The sequence below is a fragment of the Pseudomonas sp. MF6776 genome, assembly GCF_016613125.1.
Taxonomy (GTDB): domain Bacteria; phylum Pseudomonadota; class Gammaproteobacteria; order Pseudomonadales; family Pseudomonadaceae; genus Aquipseudomonas; species Aquipseudomonas iridis.
On the sequence record NZ_JAENSQ010000003.1, the window covers coordinates 206,373 to 228,937 of the forward strand.

19 protein-coding genes are annotated in these 22,565 nt (G+C 58.8%); 12 read left to right on the forward strand and 7 right to left on the reverse strand.

The features are described 5' to 3' along the window. Positions 1-19: 19 nt before the first annotated feature. Positions 20-670: a GNAT family N-acetyltransferase gene (locus tag JJD74_RS04745; protein ID WP_007912451.1), complete on the reverse strand. Its 651-nt coding sequence runs from the start codon at positions 668-670 to the stop codon at positions 20-22. A gap of 328 nt (positions 671-998) precedes the next feature. On the opposite strand from JJD74_RS04745, the gene xthA reads away from it, so the two are divergent. Both xthA and JJD74_RS04755 read left to right on the forward strand, forming a co-directional pair. Further along, the gene (gene xthA / locus JJD74_RS04750; RefSeq protein ID WP_042559908.1) at positions 999-1,811 is read left to right on the forward strand and encodes an exodeoxyribonuclease III; all 813 of its coding nucleotides are present in this window, start codon (positions 999-1,001) and stop codon (positions 1,809-1,811) included. Positions 1,812-2,000: 189 nt separating this feature from the next. Then, positions 2,001-3,335, forward strand: a complete 1,335-nt coding sequence (locus tag JJD74_RS04755; RefSeq protein WP_200611811.1) for a substrate-binding domain-containing protein — start codon at positions 2,001-2,003, stop codon at positions 3,333-3,335. A gap of 131 nt (positions 3,336-3,466) precedes the next feature. Here JJD74_RS04755 and JJD74_RS04760 read toward each other — a convergent pair whose 3' ends face one another. Further along, the gene (locus JJD74_RS04760) at positions 3,467-4,696 is read right to left on the reverse strand and encodes an acyl-CoA dehydrogenase (RefSeq protein WP_042559910.1); all 1,230 of its coding nucleotides are present in this window, start codon (positions 4,694-4,696) and stop codon (positions 3,467-3,469) included. Between the two features lie 171 nt (positions 4,697-4,867). Here JJD74_RS04760 and JJD74_RS04765 point away from each other — a divergent pair, with 171 nt between their 5' ends. The 3 genes from JJD74_RS04765 to JJD74_RS04775 all read left to right on the forward strand — a co-directional run bounded on the left by JJD74_RS04765 (position 4,868) and on the right by JJD74_RS04775 (position 7,438). Beyond that, the gene (locus tag JJD74_RS04765; protein WP_042559911.1) at positions 4,868-5,797 is read left to right on the forward strand and encodes a LysR family transcriptional regulator; all 930 of its coding nucleotides are present in this window, start codon (positions 4,868-4,870) and stop codon (positions 5,795-5,797) included. Between the two features lie 197 nt (positions 5,798-5,994). Next, positions 5,995-6,393 (forward strand): MerR family transcriptional regulator, encoded by a 399-nt coding sequence (locus JJD74_RS04770; RefSeq protein ID WP_150688774.1) that lies wholly within the window; start codon positions 5,995-5,997, stop codon positions 6,391-6,393. 145 nt (positions 6,394-6,538) lie between these two features. Beyond that, positions 6,539-7,438: a hydroxymethylglutaryl-CoA lyase gene (locus tag JJD74_RS04775; protein ID WP_042559913.1), complete on the forward strand. Its 900-nt coding sequence runs from the start codon at positions 6,539-6,541 to the stop codon at positions 7,436-7,438. Between the two features lie 670 nt (positions 7,439-8,108). Here the strand turns inward: JJD74_RS04775 and JJD74_RS04780 are convergent. Next, positions 8,109-9,806, reverse strand: a complete 1,698-nt coding sequence (locus tag JJD74_RS04780) for an AMP-binding protein (protein ID WP_200611813.1) — start codon at positions 9,804-9,806, stop codon at positions 8,109-8,111. 297 nt (positions 9,807-10,103) lie between these two features. Here JJD74_RS04780 and JJD74_RS04785 point away from each other — a divergent pair, with 297 nt between their 5' ends. From JJD74_RS04785 to JJD74_RS04800, 4 genes are all read left to right on the forward strand, one after another. Further along, positions 10,104-11,267 (forward strand): isovaleryl-CoA dehydrogenase, encoded by a 1,164-nt coding sequence (locus JJD74_RS04785; protein WP_042559915.1) that lies wholly within the window; start codon positions 10,104-10,106, stop codon positions 11,265-11,267. 104 nt (positions 11,268-11,371) lie between these two features. Further along, entirely contained in the window at positions 11,372-12,976 is a 1,605-nt protein-coding gene (locus JJD74_RS04790; protein ID WP_200611815.1) for a carboxyl transferase domain-containing protein, read from the forward strand. A gap of 118 nt (positions 12,977-13,094) precedes the next feature. After that, positions 13,095-13,910 (forward strand): gamma-carboxygeranoyl-CoA hydratase, encoded by an 816-nt coding sequence (locus JJD74_RS04795; protein ID WP_200611817.1) that lies wholly within the window; start codon positions 13,095-13,097, stop codon positions 13,908-13,910. After that, complete coding sequence (locus tag JJD74_RS04800) at positions 13,910-15,859, forward strand: acetyl/propionyl/methylcrotonyl-CoA carboxylase subunit alpha (protein WP_200611820.1); 1,950 nt, start codon at positions 13,910-13,912, stop codon at positions 15,857-15,859. Before JJD74_RS04795 ends, JJD74_RS04800 begins: the two co-directional genes overlap by 1 nt. A gap of 39 nt (positions 15,860-15,898) precedes the next feature. On the opposite strand, the gene JJD74_RS04805 is transcribed toward JJD74_RS04800, so the two are convergent. Continuing rightward, entirely contained in the window at positions 15,899-16,558 is a 660-nt protein-coding gene (locus JJD74_RS04805) for a LexA family protein (protein ID WP_200611823.1), read from the reverse strand. 130 nt (positions 16,559-16,688) lie between these two features. On the opposite strand from JJD74_RS04805, the gene JJD74_RS04810 reads away from it, so the two are divergent. The 3 genes from JJD74_RS04810 to JJD74_RS04820 all read left to right on the forward strand — a co-directional run bounded on the left by JJD74_RS04810 (position 16,689) and on the right by JJD74_RS04820 (position 19,999). Then, positions 16,689-17,027 carry a DUF6124 family protein gene (locus JJD74_RS04810; protein WP_042559920.1) on the forward strand — a complete coding sequence of 113 codons (339 nt, stop codon included), beginning with the start codon at positions 16,689-16,691 and terminating at the stop codon, positions 17,025-17,027. A gap of 468 nt (positions 17,028-17,495) precedes the next feature. Beyond that, positions 17,496-18,647: a M14 family metallopeptidase gene (locus JJD74_RS04815; protein ID WP_200611826.1), complete on the forward strand. Its 1,152-nt coding sequence runs from the start codon at positions 17,496-17,498 to the stop codon at positions 18,645-18,647. Positions 18,648-18,799: 152 nt separating this feature from the next. Then, positions 18,800-19,999 (forward strand): MFS transporter, encoded by a 1,200-nt coding sequence (locus JJD74_RS04820; protein WP_200611828.1) that lies wholly within the window; start codon positions 18,800-18,802, stop codon positions 19,997-19,999. Here JJD74_RS04820 and JJD74_RS04825 read toward each other — a convergent pair. The 3 genes from JJD74_RS04825 to JJD74_RS04835 all read right to left on the reverse strand — a co-directional run bounded on the left by JJD74_RS04825 (position 19,996) and on the right by JJD74_RS04835 (position 22,529). Continuing rightward, on the reverse strand, positions 19,996-20,541 hold the full coding sequence (locus JJD74_RS04825; protein ID WP_042559923.1) for a cytochrome b: 546 nt from the start codon (positions 20,539-20,541) through the stop codon (positions 19,996-19,998). The genes JJD74_RS04820 and JJD74_RS04825 overlap by 4 nt on opposite strands. Next, positions 20,538-21,644: a catalase family peroxidase gene (locus JJD74_RS04830; protein ID WP_047301989.1), complete on the reverse strand. Its 1,107-nt coding sequence runs from the start codon at positions 21,642-21,644 to the stop codon at positions 20,538-20,540. Before JJD74_RS04830 ends, JJD74_RS04825 begins: the two co-directional genes overlap by 4 nt. 120 nt (positions 21,645-21,764) lie before the next feature. Further along, positions 21,765-22,529: an enoyl-CoA hydratase-related protein gene (locus tag JJD74_RS04835; protein ID WP_200611830.1), complete on the reverse strand. Its 765-nt coding sequence runs from the start codon at positions 22,527-22,529 to the stop codon at positions 21,765-21,767. Between the last annotated feature and the right edge of the window lie 36 nt (positions 22,530-22,565).

The following is a 22,565-nucleotide window of genomic DNA, read 5'->3' on the forward strand; positions in this document are numbered from 1 at the left end:
GTCTCGAAAAGTTCGATGATTATGCGGTCGCAGTTTGTAACACCTGCGGATTGGCATGGAAAAACACATGCTCGCGCACTGGGCCGACGGCAACTTCGCCGATCTCCTCGTAACCCTGTCGTTTGTAAAATTCCAGATATCGCGGATTGCCGGTGTCGAGCACCACACCTTGCGACGTTTCGTCCACCGCGCACCAGTTGTGTACGGCCGTCAGCAGTTGCTCACCGAAGTGCTTGCCCTGGAACTGTGGATGAATGCCGAGCAGCGGCAACATGTGTACCGAATCACTCGGCACGCACGCGGCGACGGCATCGTGATATTCCAGATAGCGCCGGGTGCAGCGAAAACCGGTGCTGAGCACCATGCGCAGGCGCCAGGCCCAACTTTCGGTGATGCCCAAACGGCGCTGCGGCGGCGCGATCAGAGCAATGCCGATCAGGCGGTCGTTGACCAGCAAGCCAATGGCGGGCAAGTCCTGAAGAAAGTGCTGCTTGACCAGTTCGCGCACCGTCGCGCGCACCCGCTGTTCGTATCCGGGGCGTTCGGCTTCGAACAGATAACCGAAGGTCGGCTCGTGGCGATAGGCCTGATAGAGCAGGGATCTGGCTTCGCGGGAATAACCGCGGTCGAGCATATGAATGTCGGCGATGGCGGTCTGGGTTTCAGGCATGTCAGTGATTCTCCCCTGGCACCGCTTGAATGGCGGGGCTCTTGTTGGTACGAACCTTTTGCGGGTGGCGCAGTTCCCCACAGGTATAGACCAAAGCGGGATCTTCATCGACTGAACGGACGCCATCGCTGGCAAGCCAGCTCCCACAGGTTTCTCGGGTGTTCACAGAATTTGTGTTCGCTGGAAATCCCTGTGGGAGCTGGCTTGCCAGCGATGGCGCCATTGCAGACAGCACAAATCCCACAGACCAAACCGAATCTGCCTCCCCCAACACTGGCCCCCATCCCACATGTCAGCTAGCATCGCCCTTTTGCCAGGACTGCCGACCATGAAGATTGTTTCCTTCAACATCAACGGACTGCGCGCCCGTCCGCATCAGCTGGCAGCGCTGATCGAAAAACACCAGCCGGACGTGATCGGCCTGCAGGAAACCAAGGTCCACGACGATCAGTTTCCGCTGGAAGAAGTACGTGCCCTTGGCTACCACGTATATTTCCACGGCCAGAAAGGCCATTACGGCGTGGCAATGCTCTCGCGTCAGGAGCCGATTGCTATCCACAAAGGTTTCGCGACTGACGAAGAAGACGCCCAGCGCCGCTTCATCTGGGGCACTTTCGCTGACGCCAATGGCGTGCCGGTGACGATCATGAACGGTTATTTCCCACAGGGTGAGAGCCGCGACCACCCAACCAAATTCCCCGCCAAGCAGCGTTTTTACAGCGATCTGCAAACCCTGCTGGAAAGCCGGTTCAGCAACGAACAGCCAGTGGTGGTGATGGGCGATGTGAACATTTCCCCGGAAGACTGCGACATCGGCATCGGCCCGGACAACATGAAGCGCTGGCTGAAAACCGGCAAATGCAGTTTCCTGCCGGAAGAACGCGAGTGGATGGCCCGCCTGAAAAACTGGGGCCTGACCGACAGCTTCCGCCACCTGAACCCGGACGTGACCGACATGTTCAGCTGGTTCGACTACCGCAGCCGTGGCTTTGAAGATGAACCGAAACGCGGGTTGCGCATCGACGTGATCCTGGCATCCCACGGCTTGCTGCCCCGGGTAAAAGCGGCGGGGGTCGACTATGAATTGCGCGGCATGGAAAAGCCTTCGGACCATGCGCCGATCTGGCTTGAACTGAGCTGATCCTCAAATCACCTGAAATCCCCCTGTGGGAGCGAGCCTGCTCGCGAAAGCGGTGTGTCAGTTGCGAAAATGTTTCTGATACACCGCTTTCGCGAGCAGGCTCGCTCCCACACTGAATCGCTGTCATGTTTTGGTCACACGCCTGACTTAATCTCCCCGGCAATCCCCTTGGCTTCAATTGGTGCCGGCATGACCCTGCGTGTTTTACTGGTTTTTCTGTTGGGCGCATGGCTGAAGGTCTACGCCGCTGCCCTGCCCATCGCGCAAAACGGTCCGGCACTGCGTATCCAGGGGTCCAACACCATTGGCGCCGAACTCGGCCCGGCACTGGTAGAAGGATTGCTGCGAGAGCAAGGTCTGCTGAAGATTCACCGCGAAACCGCGGACACCGCCAATGAACTGCGGATCGTTGGCCAGACCGCGCAAGGCCAACGCGTTGTCGTGGAAGTTGCGGCCCACGGTTCGAGTACCGGATTCGTCGCATTGAAAAACGCTAGCGCCGATCTGGCCGCGTCTTCCCGCGAGATCAAGGATGGTGAGGTACAGACACTGCAATCACTCGGCGATCTGAAAAGCCCAGGCGCCGAACAAGTCATTGCCATCGATGGCCTGGCGATCATCCTCCACCCCGATAATCCATTGCAGCAACTGGATACCGAACAACTGGCGCGGATCTTCAGTGGCGAGCTAAAAACCTGGGAAGACCTCGGCGGGCGTGGTGGCGTCATTCATTTATATGCGCGGGATGATCAGTCCGGGACGTACGACACGTTTAAGGAATTGGTCTTGAATCGTCGTGGGAAAAGTCTGAGTAACGCGGCGAAACGGTTTGAATCCAGCGAGCAGTTATCCGACGCCGTCAGCAACGATCCACAGGGTATCGGCTTCATCGGTTTGCCGTACGTGCGGCAGGCCAAAGCGGTGGCGATAGCCGATGGCGCGTCGCAATCGATGCTGCCACTCAACAGCTTGATCGCCACCGAAGACTATCCGCTGTCGCGACGATTGTTCTTCTATCTGCCGCCCGACAGTCAAAACCCGTGGGCCAAGGCATTGGTGGCGTTCGCGCAAAGTCGTCAGGGCCAAGCGATAGTCGCGGCCAACGGCTTCATCAGTCAGACCGTGCATGCGATGACGGTTGCACCGAATGCGCTGATGCCTGAGGGGTATCAATCCCTCAGCCGTCACGCCCAACGTCTGACAGTCAATTTCCGTTTCGAGGAAGGCAGTGCCAGCCTCGACAACAAGGCTCGGCAGGATCTGGCTCGGGTATTCGACTATATAAAGCGCCACGACAAAACCGATCGTGCGGTAACGCTGGTGGGATTTGGCGACATCAAGGACGACCCGGCGCGGGCGGACTTGTTGTCCAAATTGCGGGCGATGGCCGTACGGCGTGAGCTGGTGAAAAACGGCGTGGTGCTGCGCGAGGTACGCGGGTTTGGCGCGCAGATGCCGGTGGCAGCCAATAGCGCGGATGAAGGTCGGATCAAGAATCGGAGGGTTGAGGTTTGGGTTTATTGAGCTTGATGTAGATGTGTTGAATGTATGGGCCCCTTCGCGAGCAGGCTCGCTCCCACATTTGATCGCATTTCTTTTGATGGAATGCGGCTGAATGTGGGAGCGAGCCTGCTCGCGAAGCAGGCGACGCGGTCTTACTGACCGCTACGCAGCATTTCCTTCGGCACATATTTGCCGATTTCGAACTTGCCGATCGCCGCGCGGTGCACTTCGTCCGGGCCGTCAGCCAGGCGCAGGGTGCGCTGCATGGCGTACATGTAGGCCAGCGGGAAATCGTTAGACACCCCTGCCCCGCCATGCATCTGGATCGCCCGATCTATCACGCGAAGTGCCACGTTCGGCGCGACAACCTTGATCTGTGCGATCTCGCTCTTCGCCACTTTGTTACCGACAGTGTCCATCATGTAGGCCGCTTTCAACGTCAGCAGGCGCGCCATGTCGATTTCCATCCGCGAGTCGGCGATCTTGTCGACGTTACCGCCCAGACGCGCCAGGGGCTTGCCGAATGCCGTGCGGCTCACCGAGCGTTTGCACATCAATTCCAAGGCACGTTCAGCCATGCCGACCGATCGCATGCAGTGGTGAATTCGGCCCGGGCCAAGGCGACCCTGAGCGATTTCGAAGCCGCGTCCTTCACCCAACAGGACGTTTTCGTACGGCACGCGTACGTTGTCGAACAGCACTTCAGCGTGACCATGCGGCGCGTCGTCATACCCGAATACCGGCAGCGGACGGACGATTTTCACGCCGGGGGTGTCAACCGGCACGAGGATCATCGAGTGCTGCGCGTGGCGCGGCGCATCAGGATTGCTCAGGCCCATGAAGATGAGGATTTTGCAGCGTGGATCGCAGGCGCCGGAAGTCCACCACTTCTTGCCGTTGATAACCCACTCGTCGCCATCACGCACGGCGCGGGCGGCCATGTTGGTGGCGTCGGACGAAGCGACGTCCGGTTCGGTCATGGCAAACGCCGAGCGGATCTCGCCGCGCAGCAGCGGTTCGAGCCAGCGCTGTTTCTGTTCTTCGTTGGCGTAACGCACCAGCACTTCCATGTTGCCGGTGTCCGGAGCCGAGCAGTTGAACGGCTCTGGCCCGAGCAACGAGCGCCCCATGATTTCTGCCAGGGGTGCGTATTCGAGGTTGGTCAGACCGGCGCCGAGCTCCGATTCCGGCAGAAACAGATTCCACAACCCCTGTGCCTTGGCCTTGGCTTTGAGCTCCTCCATGATCGCCGTCGGCTGCCAGCGATCGCCTTCGGCAACCTGGCGTTCGAACACGGCTTCGGCCGGGTAAACGTAAGTGTCCATGAACGCAGTCACGCGCTCACGCAGTTCTTGCACCTTGGGCGAATAAGCGAAATCCATGAGCAATTACCTTCTTGGGCAGAGGTTGTTTAAGTCATGCAATCGATGCTAGAACAGCGTTGATAATTTACCTAGCCTATTCTCGACGTGTATTAACATTCATCACCGATATATGATCGGCTGATTGTCAGCCCCTAAAACACTTGCCCTTAAAACAAGAGAAGCCGCGTTATGAATCTGAGCAAGGTCGACCTCAACCTTTTCATCGTCTTCGACGCGATCTACACCGAAGCAAACCTGACCCGTGCCGGGCAGATTGTCGGCATCACGCAGCCGGCGGTGTCCAACGCGCTCGCGCGGTTGCGCGAAACGTTTAACGACCCGCTCTTCGTACGCACGGCTCAGGGCATGGTGCCAACGCCAATGGCACAGAACATCATCGGCCCAGTGCGCAACGCGCTGTCGCTATTGCGCGTATCGGTTCAGGAAAGTCGCATTTTCAACCCGGCGCAAGCGGTCAAGACCTACCGCATCAGCATGACCGACCTCACCGAGGCAGTGATTCTGCCGCCGCTGTTCCAGCGTTTGCGCCGTTTGGCGCCGACGGTAATCATTGAAAGCTTCCTGTCCAAACGTCGCGAGACCACCAAGGAACTGGCGGCCGGACGTCTGGATTTTGCCGTGGATGCGCCGCTCAACACCGACCCGCAGGTGCGTCACGTCAAGCTGATGGAAGACCGCTACGTTTGCGCGATGCGTAAGGGCCATCCGATGGCGGGCAAGGAAAAATTCTCCCTCGATGACTATCTGTCGTTGACGCACATCCATATTTCCAGCCGTCGCAGTGGCCTCGGCTATGTGGACCTGGCACTTGGAAAAATGGGCATTCAGCGCAAGATTGCATTGCGCTCGCAGCATTATTTGATGGCGTCCCAGGTGATGCAGCAGACCGACATGGTCATGACCGTGCCGGAGCGTTTCGCCCGTCGCCATGAACTGCATGCGTTTAATCTGCCGGTCAACGATGTGCCGCCGGTGGAGACGCATCTGTATTGGCATGAGAGCACCGATCAGGACCCGGCGAATCGCTGGATGCGCGAGCAGATGATCGAGTTGTGCCAGCAGGTGACGGCGCATGAGAAGAAGCTGGATAAGGTGTAAAAAATTACACCGCGTTATCGTTCTTCGCGAGCAGGCTCGCTCCCACAGGGGATTGCTCTCTGACTGAATTAATGCGGTCGAATGTGGGAGTGAGCCTGCTCGCGAAGGGGCCATCAAATACACCAAAAATCATCCCGCTTGACGTAAACGTCAACCTGCCATTAGCTTAGCGCCAAGACCTTTTATCGAGCGCTTTCATGAGCAGCCAGACCTATAGCATTTCCGACCTTGCCCGCGAGCTGGACATCACCACCCGGGCAATTCGCTTTTATGAAGAGCAAGGCCTGCTCAGCCCTGAGCGTCGCGGCCAGGAACGCATCTATTCGCCCCGCGACAAGGTCAGCCTGAAGCTGATATTGCGTGGCAAGCGCATTGGTTTCTCGCTGGCCGAATGCCGCGAACTGATCGAACTCTATGACCCGTCCAGCGGTAACACCAAACAACTCAACAGCATGCTGGCGAAAATCAGCGAGCGTCGGGAACAACTGGAGCAGCAATTGCTCGACATCGAGCAGATGAAGCTGGAACTCGATACCGCCGAAGAACGCTGCGTGCAGGCGCTGGAGCAGACGCTCAAGAGCCAGCAAGCCCTTTAAGAGTCAACTTTTCCCCCTGTGGAAGCGGGCTTGCCCGCGATTAGGCCGGAGCATCCAGCATTCATGTTGACTGACCCGACTTCATCGCGGGCAAGCGCGCTCCCACAGGACTCTCAACGAATCAAAATTCAAGCAGGTCAACGCCATGTCCCTCCCCTCCCAAGTACGCCTGATCGAAGTCGGCCCGCGCGATGGCCTGCAGAACGAAGCCCAACCGATCAGCGTGGCTGACAAGGTGCAACTGGTCGACGCCCTGAGCGCCGCAGGTCTTGGCTATATAGAAGTCGGCAGTTTCGTATCACCGAAATGGGTGCCGCAGATGGCCGGGTCCGCCGAGGTGTTCGCGCAGATCCAGCGCAAACCCGGCGTGACCTACGGTGCACTGGCGCCGAACTTGCGGGGTTTTGAAGATGCTGTCGCTGCCGGGGTCAAGGAGGTCGCGGTGTTCGCCGCTGCATCCGAAGCGTTCTCGCAGCGCAACATCAACTGTTCGATCAGTGAAAGCCTGGCGCGGTTTGCGCCGATCATGGACGCGGCGAAACAGCACGGCGTTACCGTGCGCGGTTACGTTTCCTGTGTGCTCGGTTGCCCCTACGAGGGCACCGTCGCGCCGGAGCAAGTGGCCATGGTTGCGCGCGAGTTGTACGCGATGGGCTGTTATGAAGTGTCGCTCGGCGACACCATCGGCACCGGCACCGCAGGCGCGACTCGTCGCCTGTTTGAAGTGGTTTCGGCGCAGGTGCCAAGAGAAAAACTCGCCGGGCACTTTCACGACACCTATGGCCAGGCCATGGCCAACATCTACGCCAGTCTGCTCGAAGGCATCGCGGTGTTCGACAGCTCTATCGCCGGCCTCGGAGGTTGCCCGTACGCCAAAGGTGCGAGCGGTAACGTCGCCACCGAAGACGTTGTTTACCTGCTCAACGGCCTGGGGATCGACACCGGAATCGACCTGGACGCCTTGATTGCCGCGGGTCAGCAAATCAGCGCGGTGCTCGGTCGCCCGAGCGGCTCGCGCGTGGCCAAGGCCCGTAACGCACAGTGAGGCCAAGGGTGTTACCGCTGCGTCCGCAAAGTGGGCACGAGCGAGTAACACGGAAACAAATTGTCTGGCTTTGACCGGTCGATAAAATCCGCAAAAATATCAAACCACTGATTTATAAGTACTTTTTAAAGTTGGCACGCGTCCTGCTATCTCTATGGCATAACAAGAATAAAAAGCGGCAAACCAATAAAAATAAGACGTAACGACTCTGACATAACAAAAACAACACGGCAGAGACGCAGCTAACAGATTTTTTTGGAGAAGGTGTGTTTTTCAGGGTGCTCTCAGGAGTGACCCGCAACCGGGCAGAGAATAATAAAACTACCTTCAGGTAGCTCCCGAATCGGTTGGATCGTTTAACGAGAAAGCAGATCAGCGCTCAAAAAAATACGTTTGCTCTTGACCCCGGATGGGGGTCGCCAAAAACAGCGGTAAAGGGCCACGGTTGCCAAAAACAACAATAGACCGACCCTCAATAATAAAAAAAGAGCACGCGACGACAAAATTAAAGGGGAGCCTCGGCTCCCCTTTGTGCTTTCTGTGATTCCTCTTTGCAACACCGCTTATCCCCTGTGGGAGCGAGCCTGCTCGCGAAAGCGGTGTGTCATCAACAAAGATATTGGCTGACCTGACGCCTTCGCGAGCAGGCTCGCTCCCACAATGGTTGCGGTTAACGCTCGATGGTTTTCAATTCTTCGATACTTATTTCCCGCATCCTGAATTTCTGAATCTTGCCGGTCACCGTCATCGGAAACTCTTCGACAAACTTGAAATGCCGTGGTGTCTTGAAGTGCGCGATGCGCTCTTTGCACCAGGTTTGCAGCTCCAGTTCTGAAGCGTTGTGGCCGGGATGGAATTTGATCCAGGCGACAATTTCCTCACCGTAACGCGAACACGGAATGCCGATCACCTGCACGTCCGCCACGGCCGGATGGGTGAAGAAGAACTCCTCCAGTTCACGCGGATAAACATTCTCGCCACCGCGAATGATCATGTCCTTGTTACGTCCGGCGATGTTCACGTAGCCATCGTCATTCATGCTCGCCAGATCGCCGGTGTGCATCCAGCCGGCCTCATCGATGGCCTCGGCGGTGGCCTGCGGATTGCTCCAGTAGCCGAGCATCACACTGTAACCACGGGTGCAGAGTTCGCCGATGGTGCCGCGCGGCACCAGGTTGCCGGCCTCGTCGATGATCTTGCTTTCAAGTTGCGGTTGGGTGCGGCCGACAGTAGTTACACGCAGTTCCAGCTCATCCGCTGGACCGGTCTGTAGCGAAACGGGGCTGGTTTCGGTCATGCCGTAGGCGATCTGCACTTCGCTCATATGCATCTCGCTGATGACCCGGCGCATGACTTCGATCGGGCAAGTGGCGCCGGCCATGATGCCGGTGCGCAGACTCGACAGATCGAATTCGCCGCGTTGTGGCTGGTCGAGCATGGCGATGAACATGGTCGGCACGCCGTACAGGCCGGTGGCCTTTTCTTCGGCGACCGTTTGCAGGGTCAGCAACGGATCGAAGGCATCGTTGGGATAAATCATCGTGCTGCCGTGGGTAATGCAACCAAGGTTGCCCATGACCATGCCGAAGCAGTGATACAACGGCACCGGGATAACCAGTCGATCAAGCGGCGTCAGGCCGATACTTTCGCCGACCATGTAACCGTTATTGAGAATGTTGTAGTGACTGAGGGTCGCGCCCTTGGGGAAACCGGTGGTGCCGGAGGTGTACTGGATGTTCACCGGTTGATCGAAGTGCAGGCTGTCGCTGCGTTCATGCAGTTGTTGCGGGGCGATGCTGGCGGCCATATCGGCCAGTTGCGACCACGGCAGGAACCCCGACGGCGGTTGTGCGTCGAGGCTGATCACGCCACGCAGGTCCGGCAGACGCTCGCTGCGCAATTGGCCGATGGATTGCTCCGCCAGTTCCGGCACCAGTCCCTGCAACATGCCGTGATAGTTGGAGGTCTTGAATGCTCCGGCACAGACCAGCCAGTTGCAGCCCGATTGCTTGAGGACATATTCGAGTTCGGAGGTGCGGTAGGCCGGGTTGATGTTGACCAGGATCACCCCGATCTTCGCGGTGGCGAATTGGGTGATGCACCACTGCGCGCAATTCGGGGCCCAGATACCGAGTCGATCGCCCGCCTGCAATCCCAACGCCAGCAAAGCCCTGGCATGCAGATCCACTGCGTCAGCGAGCTGTCGCCAGGAGTAGCGCAGCTGCTGATGGCGCACCACCAACGCTTCGCCGTCCGGGTATTGCGCGACGGTCTGGTCGAACATCTGCCCGATGGTCATCGCCAGCAAGGCTTTGTCCTGGGAACCTCGGGTGTAACTGCGCTGCGGATTTGCACTGGGTTGATCCATGACGACCCCTATTGTCTTTATTAGCGGGTTTGCCGGATTAAATCCCTGTGGGAGCGAGCTTGCCCGCGAAGCGGCCATCTGATTCGACATCCGTGTCGACTGGCCTGGCGCCTTCGCGAGCAAGCTCGCTCCTACATGGGACAGTCCGTTTTCAATCTTGAACGGCCCTTACTCTCGCCTAAGTTGACGTTAACGTAAAGTGTGATTGACAGTCACTCATCGCAGGCTTACGTTAACGTCAAGGTGAGAGCTGAACCGCCGCCCTCCCCACCCTACAAAAAAGCCAAAAGGTGACCCATGAGCTACCCATCCCTGAACTTCGCCCTCGGTGAAACCATCGACATGCTGCGCGATCAGGTTCAGTCCTTCGTCGCTAAAGAGATCGCCCCACGCGCGGCGCAAATCGACAGCGACAACCTGTTCCCTGCCGACATGTGGGGCAAATTCGGTGACATGGGCCTGCTCGGTATCACCGTGCCGGAAGAGTACGGCGGCGCAGGCCTGGGGTATCTGGCGCACGTGGTGGCGATGGAAGAGATAAGCCGCGGCTCGGCCTCGGTGGCGTTGTCCTACGGCGCGCACTCCAATCTGTGCGTCAACCAGATCAACCGTAACGGCAACCACGAACAGAAAACCAAATACCTGCCGAAGCTGATCAGCGGCGAGCACGTCGGCGCGCTGGCGATGAGCGAGCCGAACGCCGGTTCTGACGTGGTTTCAATGAAACTGCGCGCCGACAAACGTGGCGACCGCTATGTCCTCAACGGCAGCAAAACCTGGATCACCAACGGCCCTGACGCCAACACCTACGTGATCTACGCCAAGACCGATCTGGAAAAAGGCGCGCACGGCATCACTGCATTCATTGTGGAGCGCGACTGGAAAGGCTTCAGCCGCAGCAACAAGTTCGACAAGCTCGGCATGCGCGGTTCCAACACCTGCGAGCTGTTCTTCGATGACGTCGAAGTGCCGGAAGAGAACATCCTCGGCGTGCTCAACGGCGGCGTGAAAGTGCTGATGAGCGGCCTCGATTACGAACGCGTCGTGCTGTCGGGCGGCCCGACCGGGATCATGCAGTCGTGCATGGATCTGATCGTCCCGTACATCCATGACCGCAAGCAGTTCGGCCAGAGCATCGGCGAATTCCAGCTGATCCAGGGCAAAGTCGCCGACATGTACACCCAACTCAACGCCAGCCGCGCCTACCTTTACGCAGTGGCCCAGGCCTGCGAGCGCGGTGAAACGACACGCAAGGACGCTGCCGGCGTAATCCTTTACACCGCCGAACGTGCCACGCAGATGGCCCTCGACGCGATCCAGATTCTCGGCGGTAACGGTTACATCAACGAATTCCCCGCCGGTCGTCTGCTGCGCGACGCCAAGCTGTACGAAATCGGCGCCGGCACCAGTGAGATTCGTCGCATGCTGATCGGTCGCGAACTGTTCAACGAAACGAAATGAATTTCGTCAGCGGCAAGCTGCGAGCGTCAAGTGGCAAGAGACATGCGCTCTCGCCTCAACTTGCAGCTCGTTGCTTGAAACTTGAAGCTGCTACGGAGTAGCACATGATTCTGCACACTCAGCTCAATCCTCGTTCAGCGGAATTCGCCGCCAACAGCGCCGCGATGCTCAAACAGGTCGACGCCCTGCACACACTGCTCGCCCAGGTCGCGCAAGGTGGCGGCGCGAAAGCACAGGAACGCCACACCTCGCGGGGCAAACTACTGCCGCGTGAACGCATCAACCGTCTGCTCGATCCGGGCTCGCCGTTTCTGGAAATCAGCCAGTTGGCCGCCCACGGTGTCTATGGCGAAGACGTTCCGGCCGCAGGCGTGATCGCCGGTATCGGCCGGGTTGAAGGCGTCGAATGCATGATCGTCGCCAACGATGCGACGGTGAAAGGTGGTTCGTACTATCCATTGACCGTAAAAAAACACCTGCGCGCCCAGACCATAGCCCAGCAAAACCGCTTGCCGTGTATTTATCTGGTGGATTCGGGCGGTGCCAATCTGCCGCGTCAGGACGAAGTGTTCCCGGACCGCGAACACTTTGGGCGGATCTTCTTCAATCAAGCCAACATGAGCGCGATGGGCATTCCACAGATCGCTGTGGTCATGGGCTCGTGCACCGCCGGTGGCGCTTACGTGCCGGCGATGGCCGACGAAGCGATCATGGTGCGCAACCAGGCAACGATTTTCCTTGCCGGCCCGCCGCTGGTGAAAGCCGCGACCGGGGAAGTGGTCAGCGCCGAGGACCTGGGCGGCGCCGATGTGCACTGCAAGATTTCCGGGGTGGCCGACCATTACGCCGAAAGCGACGAGCACGCCCTGGCCCTCGCCCGCCGCAGCGTCGCCAATCTCAACTGGCGCAAGCTCGGCGAAGTGCAGCAGCGCACACCGATCGCTCCGCTGTACAGCAGCGACGAGTTGTACGGTGTGGTCTCGGCCGACGCCAAGCAGCCGTTCGATGTCCGTGAAGTGATCGCGCGGCTGGTCGATGGCTCGGTGTTCGACGAATTCAAAGCACTGTTCGGCACTACGCTGGTCTGCGGTTTCGCCCATCTGCACGGCTACCCGATCGCCATCCTCGCCAACAACGGCATCCTCTTCGCCGAAGCCGCGCAGAAAGGCGCGCACTTCATCGAACTGGCCTGCCAACGCGGCATTCCACTGCTGTTTCTGCAAAACATCACCGGCTTCATGGTCGGCCAGAAATACGAGGCCGGCGGCATCGCCAAGCACGGTGCAAAACTGGTGACCGCTGTGGCGTGCGCCAAGGTGCCGAAATTTACCGTGATCATCGGTGGCAGCTTTGGCGCCGGTAACTATGGCATGTGCGGTCGCGCCTACGATCCGCGTTTCCTGTGGATGTGGCCGAACGCGCGCATTGGCGTGATGGGCGCCGAACAAGCGGCCGGCGTGTTGGTACAGGTCAAACGCGAACAGGCTGAACGCAGCGGCCAGGCGTTCAGCGCCGAGCAGGAAGCCGAGATCAAGCAGCCGATTCTCGACCAGTACGAAGAACAGGGTCACCCCTACTATTCAAGCGCACGATTGTGGGACGACGGCGTCATCGACCCGGCGCAGACCCGCGATGTGTTGGCCCTGGCCTTGTCCGCGTCGTTGAACGCGCCTATCGAACCGAGCCGCTTCGGCGTGTTCCGGATGTGATGCTTTTTGTGGGCGAGAGCCTGCTCGCAGAACGGTCTGTCAGGAATCAGAGAAGTCGATTGATAAACCGCTTTCGCGAGCAGCCTCGCTCCCACAAGAACCGTGGAGACGGATGAATATGAGCGATTTCAACACCCTCGAACTGCACAGCGACCCACGGGGTTTTGCGACTGTGTGGCTCAACCGTGCGGAGAAGAACAACGCCTTCAACGCCGAAATGATCCGCGAACTGATCCTCGCCCTCGACAAGGTGGCCAGCGACGCCAGCCTGCGTTTCCTGTTGGTGCGCGGGCGCGGCAAGCATTTCAGCGCCGGCGCCGATCTGGCGTGGATGCAGCAATCGGCCGAACTCGATTATCACACCAACCTCGACGACGCCCGGGAACTGGCGGAGTTGATGTACAACCTGGCCAAACTGAAGATTCCGACCCTGGCCGTGGTGCAAGGCGCAGCATTCGGCGGCGCGTTGGGTCTGATCAGTTGCTGCGACATGGCGATTGGTGCCGATGATGCGCAGTTCTGCCTGTCGGAAGTGCGTATTGGCCTGGCGCCAGCGGTGATCAGTCCGTTTGTGGTGCAGGCCATCGGCGAGCGCGCAGCACGTCGCTATGCCCTGACCGCCGAGCGTTTTGGTGGCCAGCGTGCGCGGGAAATCGGCTTGTTGTCCGAGAGCTATCCCAGCGCAGAGCTTGAGCCACAGGTCGAGCAATGGATCGACAATCTGCTGCTCAACAGCCCGGCCGCCATGCGCGCCAGCAAGGATCTGTTGCGGGAGGTCGGCAATGGCGCGCTGACTCCAGCCCTGCGCCGCTACACCGAAAACGCCATCGCCCGCATCCGCGTCAGCCCTGAAGGTCAGGAAGGCTTGCGCGCCTTTTTGCAAAAACGTCCGCCGAACTGGCAAGCCGCAACCACCACCAAGGAGCCGCGTTGATGAGCGCACCTGTTCTCACCACCCTGCTGGTGGCCAATCGTGGCGAAATCGCCTGCCGGGTCATGCGCACCGCCAAGGCGCTGGGCCTGACCACTGTCGCGGTGCACAGCGCTACCGATCGTGATGCGCGACACAGCCGTGAAGCAGATATCCGCGTTGATCTGGGCGGCAGCAAAGCGGCCGACAATTATCTGCAAATCGACAAACTGATCGCAGCGGCCAAGGCCAGCGGCGCCCAGGCGATTCATCCGGGTTATGGCTTTCTTTCCGAGAACGCCGGATTCGCTCGCGCCATCGAAGCCGCGGGTCTGATCTTCCTCGGCCCGCCCGCCTCGGCCATCGACGCCATGGGCAGCAAATCCGCCGCCAAAGCGCTGATGGAAACAGCTGGCGTGCCGCTGGTGCCGGGTTATCACGGCGAAGCGCAAGACCTCGACACCTTCCGCGACGCCTGTGAACGCATCGGTTATCCGGTGCTGCTCAAAGCCACTGCCGGTGGTGGCGGCAAAGGCATGAAAGTCGTCGAGGACGTCAGCCAACTGGCCGAAGCCCTCGCCTCCGCTCAACGTGAAGCACAGTCATCGTTCGGCGACTCGCGAATGCTGGTGGAGAAATACCTGCTCAAGCCACGCCATGTGGAAATTCAGGTATTTGCCGACCAGCACGGCAACTGCCTTTATCTCAATGAGCGTGATTGCTCGATTCAGCGCCGCCATCAGAAAGTTGTCGAAGAGGCGCCGGCACCGGGGCTGACCGCGCAGCTGCGCCGCGAGATGGGTGAAGCGGCTGTGCGTTCGGCGCAGGCGATCGGCTACGTTGGCGCGGGCACCGTGGAATTCCTGCTCGATGCTCGCGGCGAATTCTTCTTTATGGAGATGAACACACGACTGCAGGTTGAGCATCCCGTGACCGAGGCCATTACCGGCCTGGATCTGGTGGCGTGGCAGATCCGCGTTGCGCGTGGTGAAGCGTTGCCGATCACTCAGGAGCAAGTGCCGCTCAATGGCCATGCCATTGAAGTTCGGTTATATGCCGAAGATCCGTCGAATGACTTCCTGCCCGCCGCCGGACGTCTGGCCCTGTATCGCGAATCAGCCGACGGCCCGGGACGCCGGGTGGATAGCGGCGTCGCAGAAGGTGACGAGATTTCGCCGTTCTACGACCCGATGCTCGGCAAGCTGATTGCCTGGGGCGAAGATCGTGAGCAGGCGCGTCTGAGGCTGCTGAGCATGCTCGATGAGTTCGCGATTGGCGGCTTGAAAACCAATATCAATTTTCTCCGGCGGATCATCGCTCACCCCGCGTTCGCGGCGGCGGAACTGGATACCGGTTTTATTCCGCGTTATCAGGAGCAACTGTTGCCGGCTCCGGGCGAGCTGAGTGATGCGTTTTGGAATGTGGCGGCGCAGGCGTTTGCGCAGAGCCTGCCGAGCTTTGCGCGGGCTGATGACCCGAATTCGCCATGGGCTCGCAATAGCGGTTTGCGCGCGGGTCTGCCGCCGGAAATCACCCTGCACTTGAGTTGCGAGGGCCAGGATCGCGCGTTGACGTTGGGTGCAGGTAGCACCGCCAGACTGTTGGGTGAAGCACTGATTGTCGAGCACGACGGGGGGCGTCGTGACTTGCGCGCTATCCGTCAGGGCGATTCACTGTATCTGCAATGGGAAGGCGAGTTGCGGCGTATCGAGTCGTACGACCCGATCAGCGCTGTCGAAGCCAGCCACAGTCATCAAGGCGGACTGACTGCGCCAATGAACGGCAGCATCGTGCGGGTTCTGGTTGAAGCGGGTCAATCGGTTGAGGCCGGGGCGCAACTGGTGGTGCTGGAAGCCATGAAAATGGAACACAGCATCCGCGCACCACACGCCGGCGTGATCAAGGCGCTGTATTGCCAGGAAGGCGAAATGGTTGGCGAAGGCAGCGCTTTGGTTGAGCTGGAAGCTGTGTGAAATGAAGATCGATCCTACGCCTGGCGAGGATCGATCTGACTAAAAACGCGCCGTTGCCTGAACCACTACGCCGATAATTCGACACTCATCGGTAAACAGGGCTTTCGGCCAGGTCGGATTGAGCGGCACCAGGTAGCGCTGGCCGCCCTCTTCGTCGAGTTTTCGAAAAATCGCTTCGTCGCTTCCCGGCCACTGCGCGATCACCAGCTTGCCGGGCACCGCCTCCACCTCTGGATCCACCAGAATCAGCATGCCTTCAGCAATGCTTATGCCACTGGGCGCGGTCATCGAATCCCCCGTCACCGTCAGCCAGAACGCAGCACCTCGGGCGTGGTAATCCGTCAATTCGAAGCGTTGTTTATCGGGCGCGGGCGCATAGGCTGGCTGTCCGCTTTCGCGCACCTCGCACGGCGCTCGCCAGTCACTGACAGGGTAACGGAAGTACGGGTTGTACTTCTGCGCCAGCGGCATCTCATCCTGCGGCGTCTCCTGCTGCTCGCGGATCAGTACCACCACTTCCAGATATTCCATGCCCAGCGCATGCAGCACGCGATTCATTTCAGTGATGCCCGGTTCCCTACGTTTGTTCAGCCAATGACCGATCCCTCCCTGGGACATACCGACGCGCTCTCCGAGCACTGTTTGAGTGATTTTGAGTTCACTCATCTTAGCCTTGACCAACTCAATCCATTTATCCATGTGCAGCACCTTACGCGGAGGCCTTCCGCACAACAAAACACAAATTGTAGTATTTAATTTTTAGTCACAACTACACTTCGTACTATTCTGAAAGCACGGATTTTCAATCGAACAAGGAGTGGCCGTCATCATGAATATCAGCAGCAAAGACTTGCCCGATCTGCAAATGGACACCACGTTCACCTCGCCACAAGGCAATGCCGCAGCACAGCGAGCACTGGACTATTACTTGAAACCGGCTGTGTCAGAGCCCGAAGTCGATGAGCGCTTCTTCGATGTGAGGCGCCATCTCAGCGGCGAGGAAGCGCTGGTGCACGCCTCGGATCTACTGCGATGCGCAGCAGCCACCGCGTTCAAGGCAGCAGAAAACCTGCAGGGCGCGAGCCGCGACCTGGCATTTTCGGTGGTGCATATGGTGGATATGGCGCGGGCGATGGTCGACCACTCGCTTGATGGCGAGGAAACCTGAAGGCGCGAGAGGAAAGAATTTTCCAATCGTGCAGATGAAAACATTTGACTTGCAAATGATAATGATTATTATTGCATACAGCTGGTCGCGAGATCAGTCGATGGACCAGAGACCTTAGGTCGGTCTTCTGGACTATCTCCTCATCAGGCTAATCACGGTTTTTGACCCGGCTTTTTGCCGGGTCTTTTTTTGCCCATTTTTTGGGCTTATAGCTTCAGGCTAATGAAGTCTTTAGATGCTGCAAATTCGATGGCGCGGATAATATCAAAAGAATATCGATTGGCAAGACAAGCCCGGCTGCATTGGGGAAAACTAACAACAGATAGCACTTGAGAATCAATCGCATACACTCTAAGCTGCATCCGCGTCATGGAGGACGCCCCCGCCTCCACACCACAATTGCACTCGGTTTCACGTCCATCTTGTGTGTAAAGTAACGGCCATAAAAATCATATTCAGGAACCGATTATGACCGTGGCCAAATCTTCGTTCGACATCAGTGCCAATTTCGACAGCGGCAATATCCAAGTCATCGATATCAGTAATCCGCTCAACCCGGTTCTGGCCATCCGCCCGGACACCCGCAGCGCGCATTTCCAGTGGTTTCACTTCAAGGCCAGCGGTTTGCATGTCGGCCAGGAGCACTGGTTTCGCCTGAACAACGCCAGCCAATCGACTTACAGCAAAGGCTGGCCAGGCTATCAGGCAGTGGCCTCCTACGATCACGTCAACTGGTTCCGTGTGCCGACGATCTTCGAAGGCGACTGCCTGCGTTTCTCCCTTGAAGCCACCCAGACCCACGCCTGGTTCGCCTACTTCGAACCTTACAGCCGTGGCCGTCACGACTGGCTGATCGAGCAGGCCCTGACCAAAGCCGGCACCGAACTGCTGGCCACCGGCAAGAGCGTCGAAGGCCGCGACATCCAATTGCTGCGCAAAGGCACAGGCGCCGAAGGCCAGCGCAAAATCTGGATCATCGCCCAGCAACACCCGGGTGAACACATGGCCGAATGGTTCATGGAAGGCGTGATCGAGCGCCTGGAAAGACATGATGATCCGGTCATGAACAAATTGCTCGCCAGCGCCGATCTTTACCTGGTGCCGAACATGAACCCGGACGGCGCGTTCCATGGTCACCTGCGCACCAATGCCATGGGCCAGGACTTGAACCGCGCCTGGCAGAGCGCCACTCAGGAGGTCAGCCCTGAAGTGCTTTTCGTGCAACAGCAAATGGAAAAATACGGTGTCGATCTGTTTCTCGACGCCCATGGCGATGAAACCATCCCGCACGTGTTTACCGCCGGTTGTGAAGGCAATCCGGGCTACACACCACGGATCGAGAAGCTCGAAGAACATTTCCGCAATCACTTGAAGCACACCACCAAAGACTTCCAGACCAAGTACGGCTACACCCGCGACGAACCGGGCCAAGCCAACATGACCCTGGCGTGCAACAGCGTCGGTCAGAAGTACGATTGCCTGTCGCTGACGCTGGAAATGCCGTTCAAGGATCACGACGACCATCCAGATCAACACACCGGCTGGTCGGGCAAACGCTCCAAGCAATTGGGCAAAGATGTGCTGACCACCATTGCTGACATGGTCGACACACTGCGTTGATCCCCCGCTCTCGGTAATCCGCAAAAGATCGCAGCTTGTCTGCGATCTTTTGTTTTGTGCAATGCACAGCCTCGCTCGATCAGGTTGCAAAACGAAACCAGATTACATACCGTGATTCTGGTTTTAATTTGAAACCTAAAAGGAAGCCGGGTATGAAACCTCATTCACTCAACAACAGCGTGATACTGCTCTTTGCCGTTGCCTGTGGTCTGGCCGTGGGCAATGTGTATTACGCGCAACCGCTGCTCGACGCGATGGCCGAAGCGTTTGCCATGTCGCCGGCAACCATTGGCATCGTGATTACCCTGACTCAGGTCGGTTACGGCGTCGGCCTGGTATTGCTCGTGCCACTTGGCGATTTGCTCAACCGACGACGATTGATCGTCGCACAGACGCTGCTATCGGCCGCGGCGTTGCTGATGATCGCGCTGGCACCCACCAGCCTGTGGCTATTGATCGGCATGACCTTGACCGGTCTGCTCGCCGTGGTAACGCAAGTATTAGTGGCTTATGCAGCGACGCTGGCGATCCCGGCACAACGCGGGCGCGTGGTTGGCGTGGTCACCAGCGGCATCGTGGTCGGCATCTTGCTGGCGCGCACGGTCGCAGGCGCCATGGCCGATCTGGCTGGATGGCGGGCAATTTATCTGCTGTCGGCGGGGCTGACGTTGTTGATCGCTTTACTGCTGTTTCACGTGCTGCCCAAAAAAGAACGTCCGCAGCCGACGACAACCTATCGTGCATTGATCATCTCGGTTTTTGGTTTGTTCAGGGAAGAGCCCGTTCTGCGTCAGCGCGCACTGCTCGCCCTGCTGACTTTCGCCAGCGCCATGGTGCTGTGGACGCCGATGGTGCTGCCGCTAGCCGCCCCGCCGCTGTCACTTTCCCACAGCGAAATTGGCTTGTTCGGACTTGCCGGTGCCGCAGGCGCGCTGGCCGCCGCCCGCGCCGGGCATTTGGCTGATCGAGGTCTCGGCCAGTGGGTCAGTGGGTTATCGCTGTTGTTGATGCTCGGCTCGTGGCTGCCGATCGCCCTCACCCAATCTTCGCTGTGGGCGTTGCTACTCGGCGTAATCACCCTCGATCTGGGCTTGCAAGCCGTGCACGTCACCAGCCAAAGCATGATCTACAGCGTGCGCCCGGAAGCACAAAGCCGCCTCACCGCCGGTTACATGTTGTTCTATTCGATCGGCAGCGCGCTGGGTTCGATCGGCTCTACCGCCATGTATGCGTGGGCCGGATGGATCGGCGTGTGCTGGCTGGGCGCGGGCATCAATGCCCTGGCGTTGGCGTACTGGTACCTGACGCTGAGAAGTGGCGCATCTTCACAATGCGCCGCTCAGGCAGGCTAGCGGCGATCACGCCCGCGCAACATGCTGTCGAGTACCTCGTCGCGGCGCACCCAGCCATGGAACAGCGCCGCCGCCAGGTGCAGCAGCACCGTCAGGAACAATAAATACGCCAGATACCCATGGGCCTTGCGCAGCAACGCAAACAACTGCGCATCGGCCGGCACAATTGACGGTAATAGCAGCGAGCTGCTGAGCATCACCGGTTCGCCCGACGCACTGATCATCGCCCACCCGAGCAACGGCAACACCAGCATCAGCGCATACAGCAATACATGCGATGCCTTGGCCGCCATCACTTGCCAGTTCGGCAAATCGGCGGGCAGCGGCGGTTGCCGAGTGGAAAACCGCACCAGAAGACGCACGATCACCAGCGCCAGAATCGCAATACCCAATGGCTTGTGCAGATGGATCAGCCATTCATGCCGCTCGGAAACCGAAGTGACCATGCCGGCGCCAATAAACAGCATGGCGATGATCATCAGCGCCATCAGCCAATGCAGCAGCCGCGCCAGCAGCGCGAAATGAGTCGGTTGAGTGCTCATGGACGAGCCTCCTGTTTGGCGGCGGGCAACTGGCTGACTTCGCTGGTGCGTCGCAGGTAGGAATCGGCGTAACCGGCGGAGCGAGCCGCAAGCAACGGATCGTCGGAACCTTGAATCCCGGCAGGCAGCACCAGCGGATCGTAGTTGATGTCGCGGCACTCGCCGCTCAGTTGCGGTTGGGTTCGCTCCAGCACCAAAGTGCCGGCGTTCAGAACCCTGCGCCCCTCTGGCCAGGCTTTGCTGGCGTCGTTCACCGGGTCATCGGCATTGGCCAAGGTAATGTTCAACTGAAAACGCAACGGTGCGGAGGCCAATCGTTGCACCAGGTCTTTCTCCAGAAAATCGCCCCCCTCAGGCGCAGTGGCACCCGCAGCGTCCTGCGCCAAGGGTTTCATGCTCCAGCGCACGGCCTGTTTTTTGCCACTGGCGTCCACCAGATAGAACGCGTTGACGCTGTTATACGTTTCAGTGGCGTAACTGGCGGACGGCTTGGCGGTCTTCACCCACGTCAGAAACGGCACGGCTTCCGGGTGCGCTGCAAAAAAGGCTGGCACCTTGGTCGGATCCGGTTTGCCGGTGGCTGGATCCGGCGACTGTGCCTGTTGCAACTGATAGAACGCCTCAGGCGTGCCAACCGGAAACACCGGCATGCTGTTCATCCCGGTGCGCCATTGCTGACCATTGGCCTGAGTGAATCGCAGCGCCAGGCTGCGGATCGGCACGCTGCTGTCCGGTGCATAAGGATTGCCCGCCGGCAGCGCGAAACGCCCGACCACTGGCGTGCGCGGATCATTGAACACCTGCGCGGTGGAGAACACTCGCGCCTCGCCACTGCTCTCAAAATGCCCGATCACGCACACGCCTTTGGCGTGATTACGGCGAAACCCGGGATGCACGCCGTTGTTCTTCTCCAACACATCGACCAGCGCTTTGGGCGTCAGACGTTGTGGGTCAAAGGTGCCATTAACGTAGGCAAAAGCCCCGGCCACGGCGGCGACTACCACGGCAATGGCGCCAAGACGCAATACCAGGCTCGCGGCACTTAATGGCGGGCGCTGCGGCCCGCCGGGTGGTGCCGCGTTGGGTGAGCTGCGATCAACCATGAAAGACTCCAGGGCCATCGGCCATAGGGAAAGGTGCTATGAGACGCACGCCTCGTAGGATTATTCCCTTTGAACTGTAGTTTCTTTCAGGTCACTGCGTTTGCTGATGCGTTGAGCAGGTTAAATCTGCTCAAAACGTGGCGTGCGCTTCTCCAAAAATGCCTGCATGCCTTCTTTTTGCCCCGGTGTGGCGAACAAGCCGTGAAACACTCGACGCTCGAACAGGATGCCTTCGCGCAGCCCGACTTCCTGAGCGCGATCCACCGCTTCACGCGCGGCCAATGTCGCCGTTCGTGGAAACCCGGCAATCTGCTGCGCAACCGCCAGCGCCTGTTCAAGCAAGTCATCGGCGGCTGTCACGCGCGACACCAACCCCGCCTGCTCGGCCTCCCGAGCACTGATCGAGCGTCCGGTCAGAATCATGTCCATGGCTTTTGCCCGACCGATAGCGCGTGTCAGACGCTGGGTTCCGCCCATGCCCGGCATGACGCCGAGCGTGATCTCAGGCAACGCAAATTGCGCTGACTCGGCGGCGATGAGCACATCGCACATCATGGCCAACTCACAGCCGCCGCCATAGGCATACCCCGCCACTGCAGCTACTTTCGGAGTCTTGAACCCGGCGAAGGCATCCCAACCGGCGAAATAGTCCTGCTCAATCATTTCCAGACAGGTCTTTGCGTACATTTCCTTGATATCAGCGCCGGCAGCAAAGTACTCATTCGTACCGGTAATAACGAAACAACCGACACCGGGATCATTGTCCAGACCTCTCAGGGAATCGAGCAGTTCACCCATCATTTGCTGGCTCAGGGCATTGCGGGCTCGTGGGCGATTGAGCCGGATCAGCACAACGCGTCCCAGTTTTTCGATCGATATGTTCATGTTCATTGCCTTCCTTGGATTAAGTAACACTAAGAA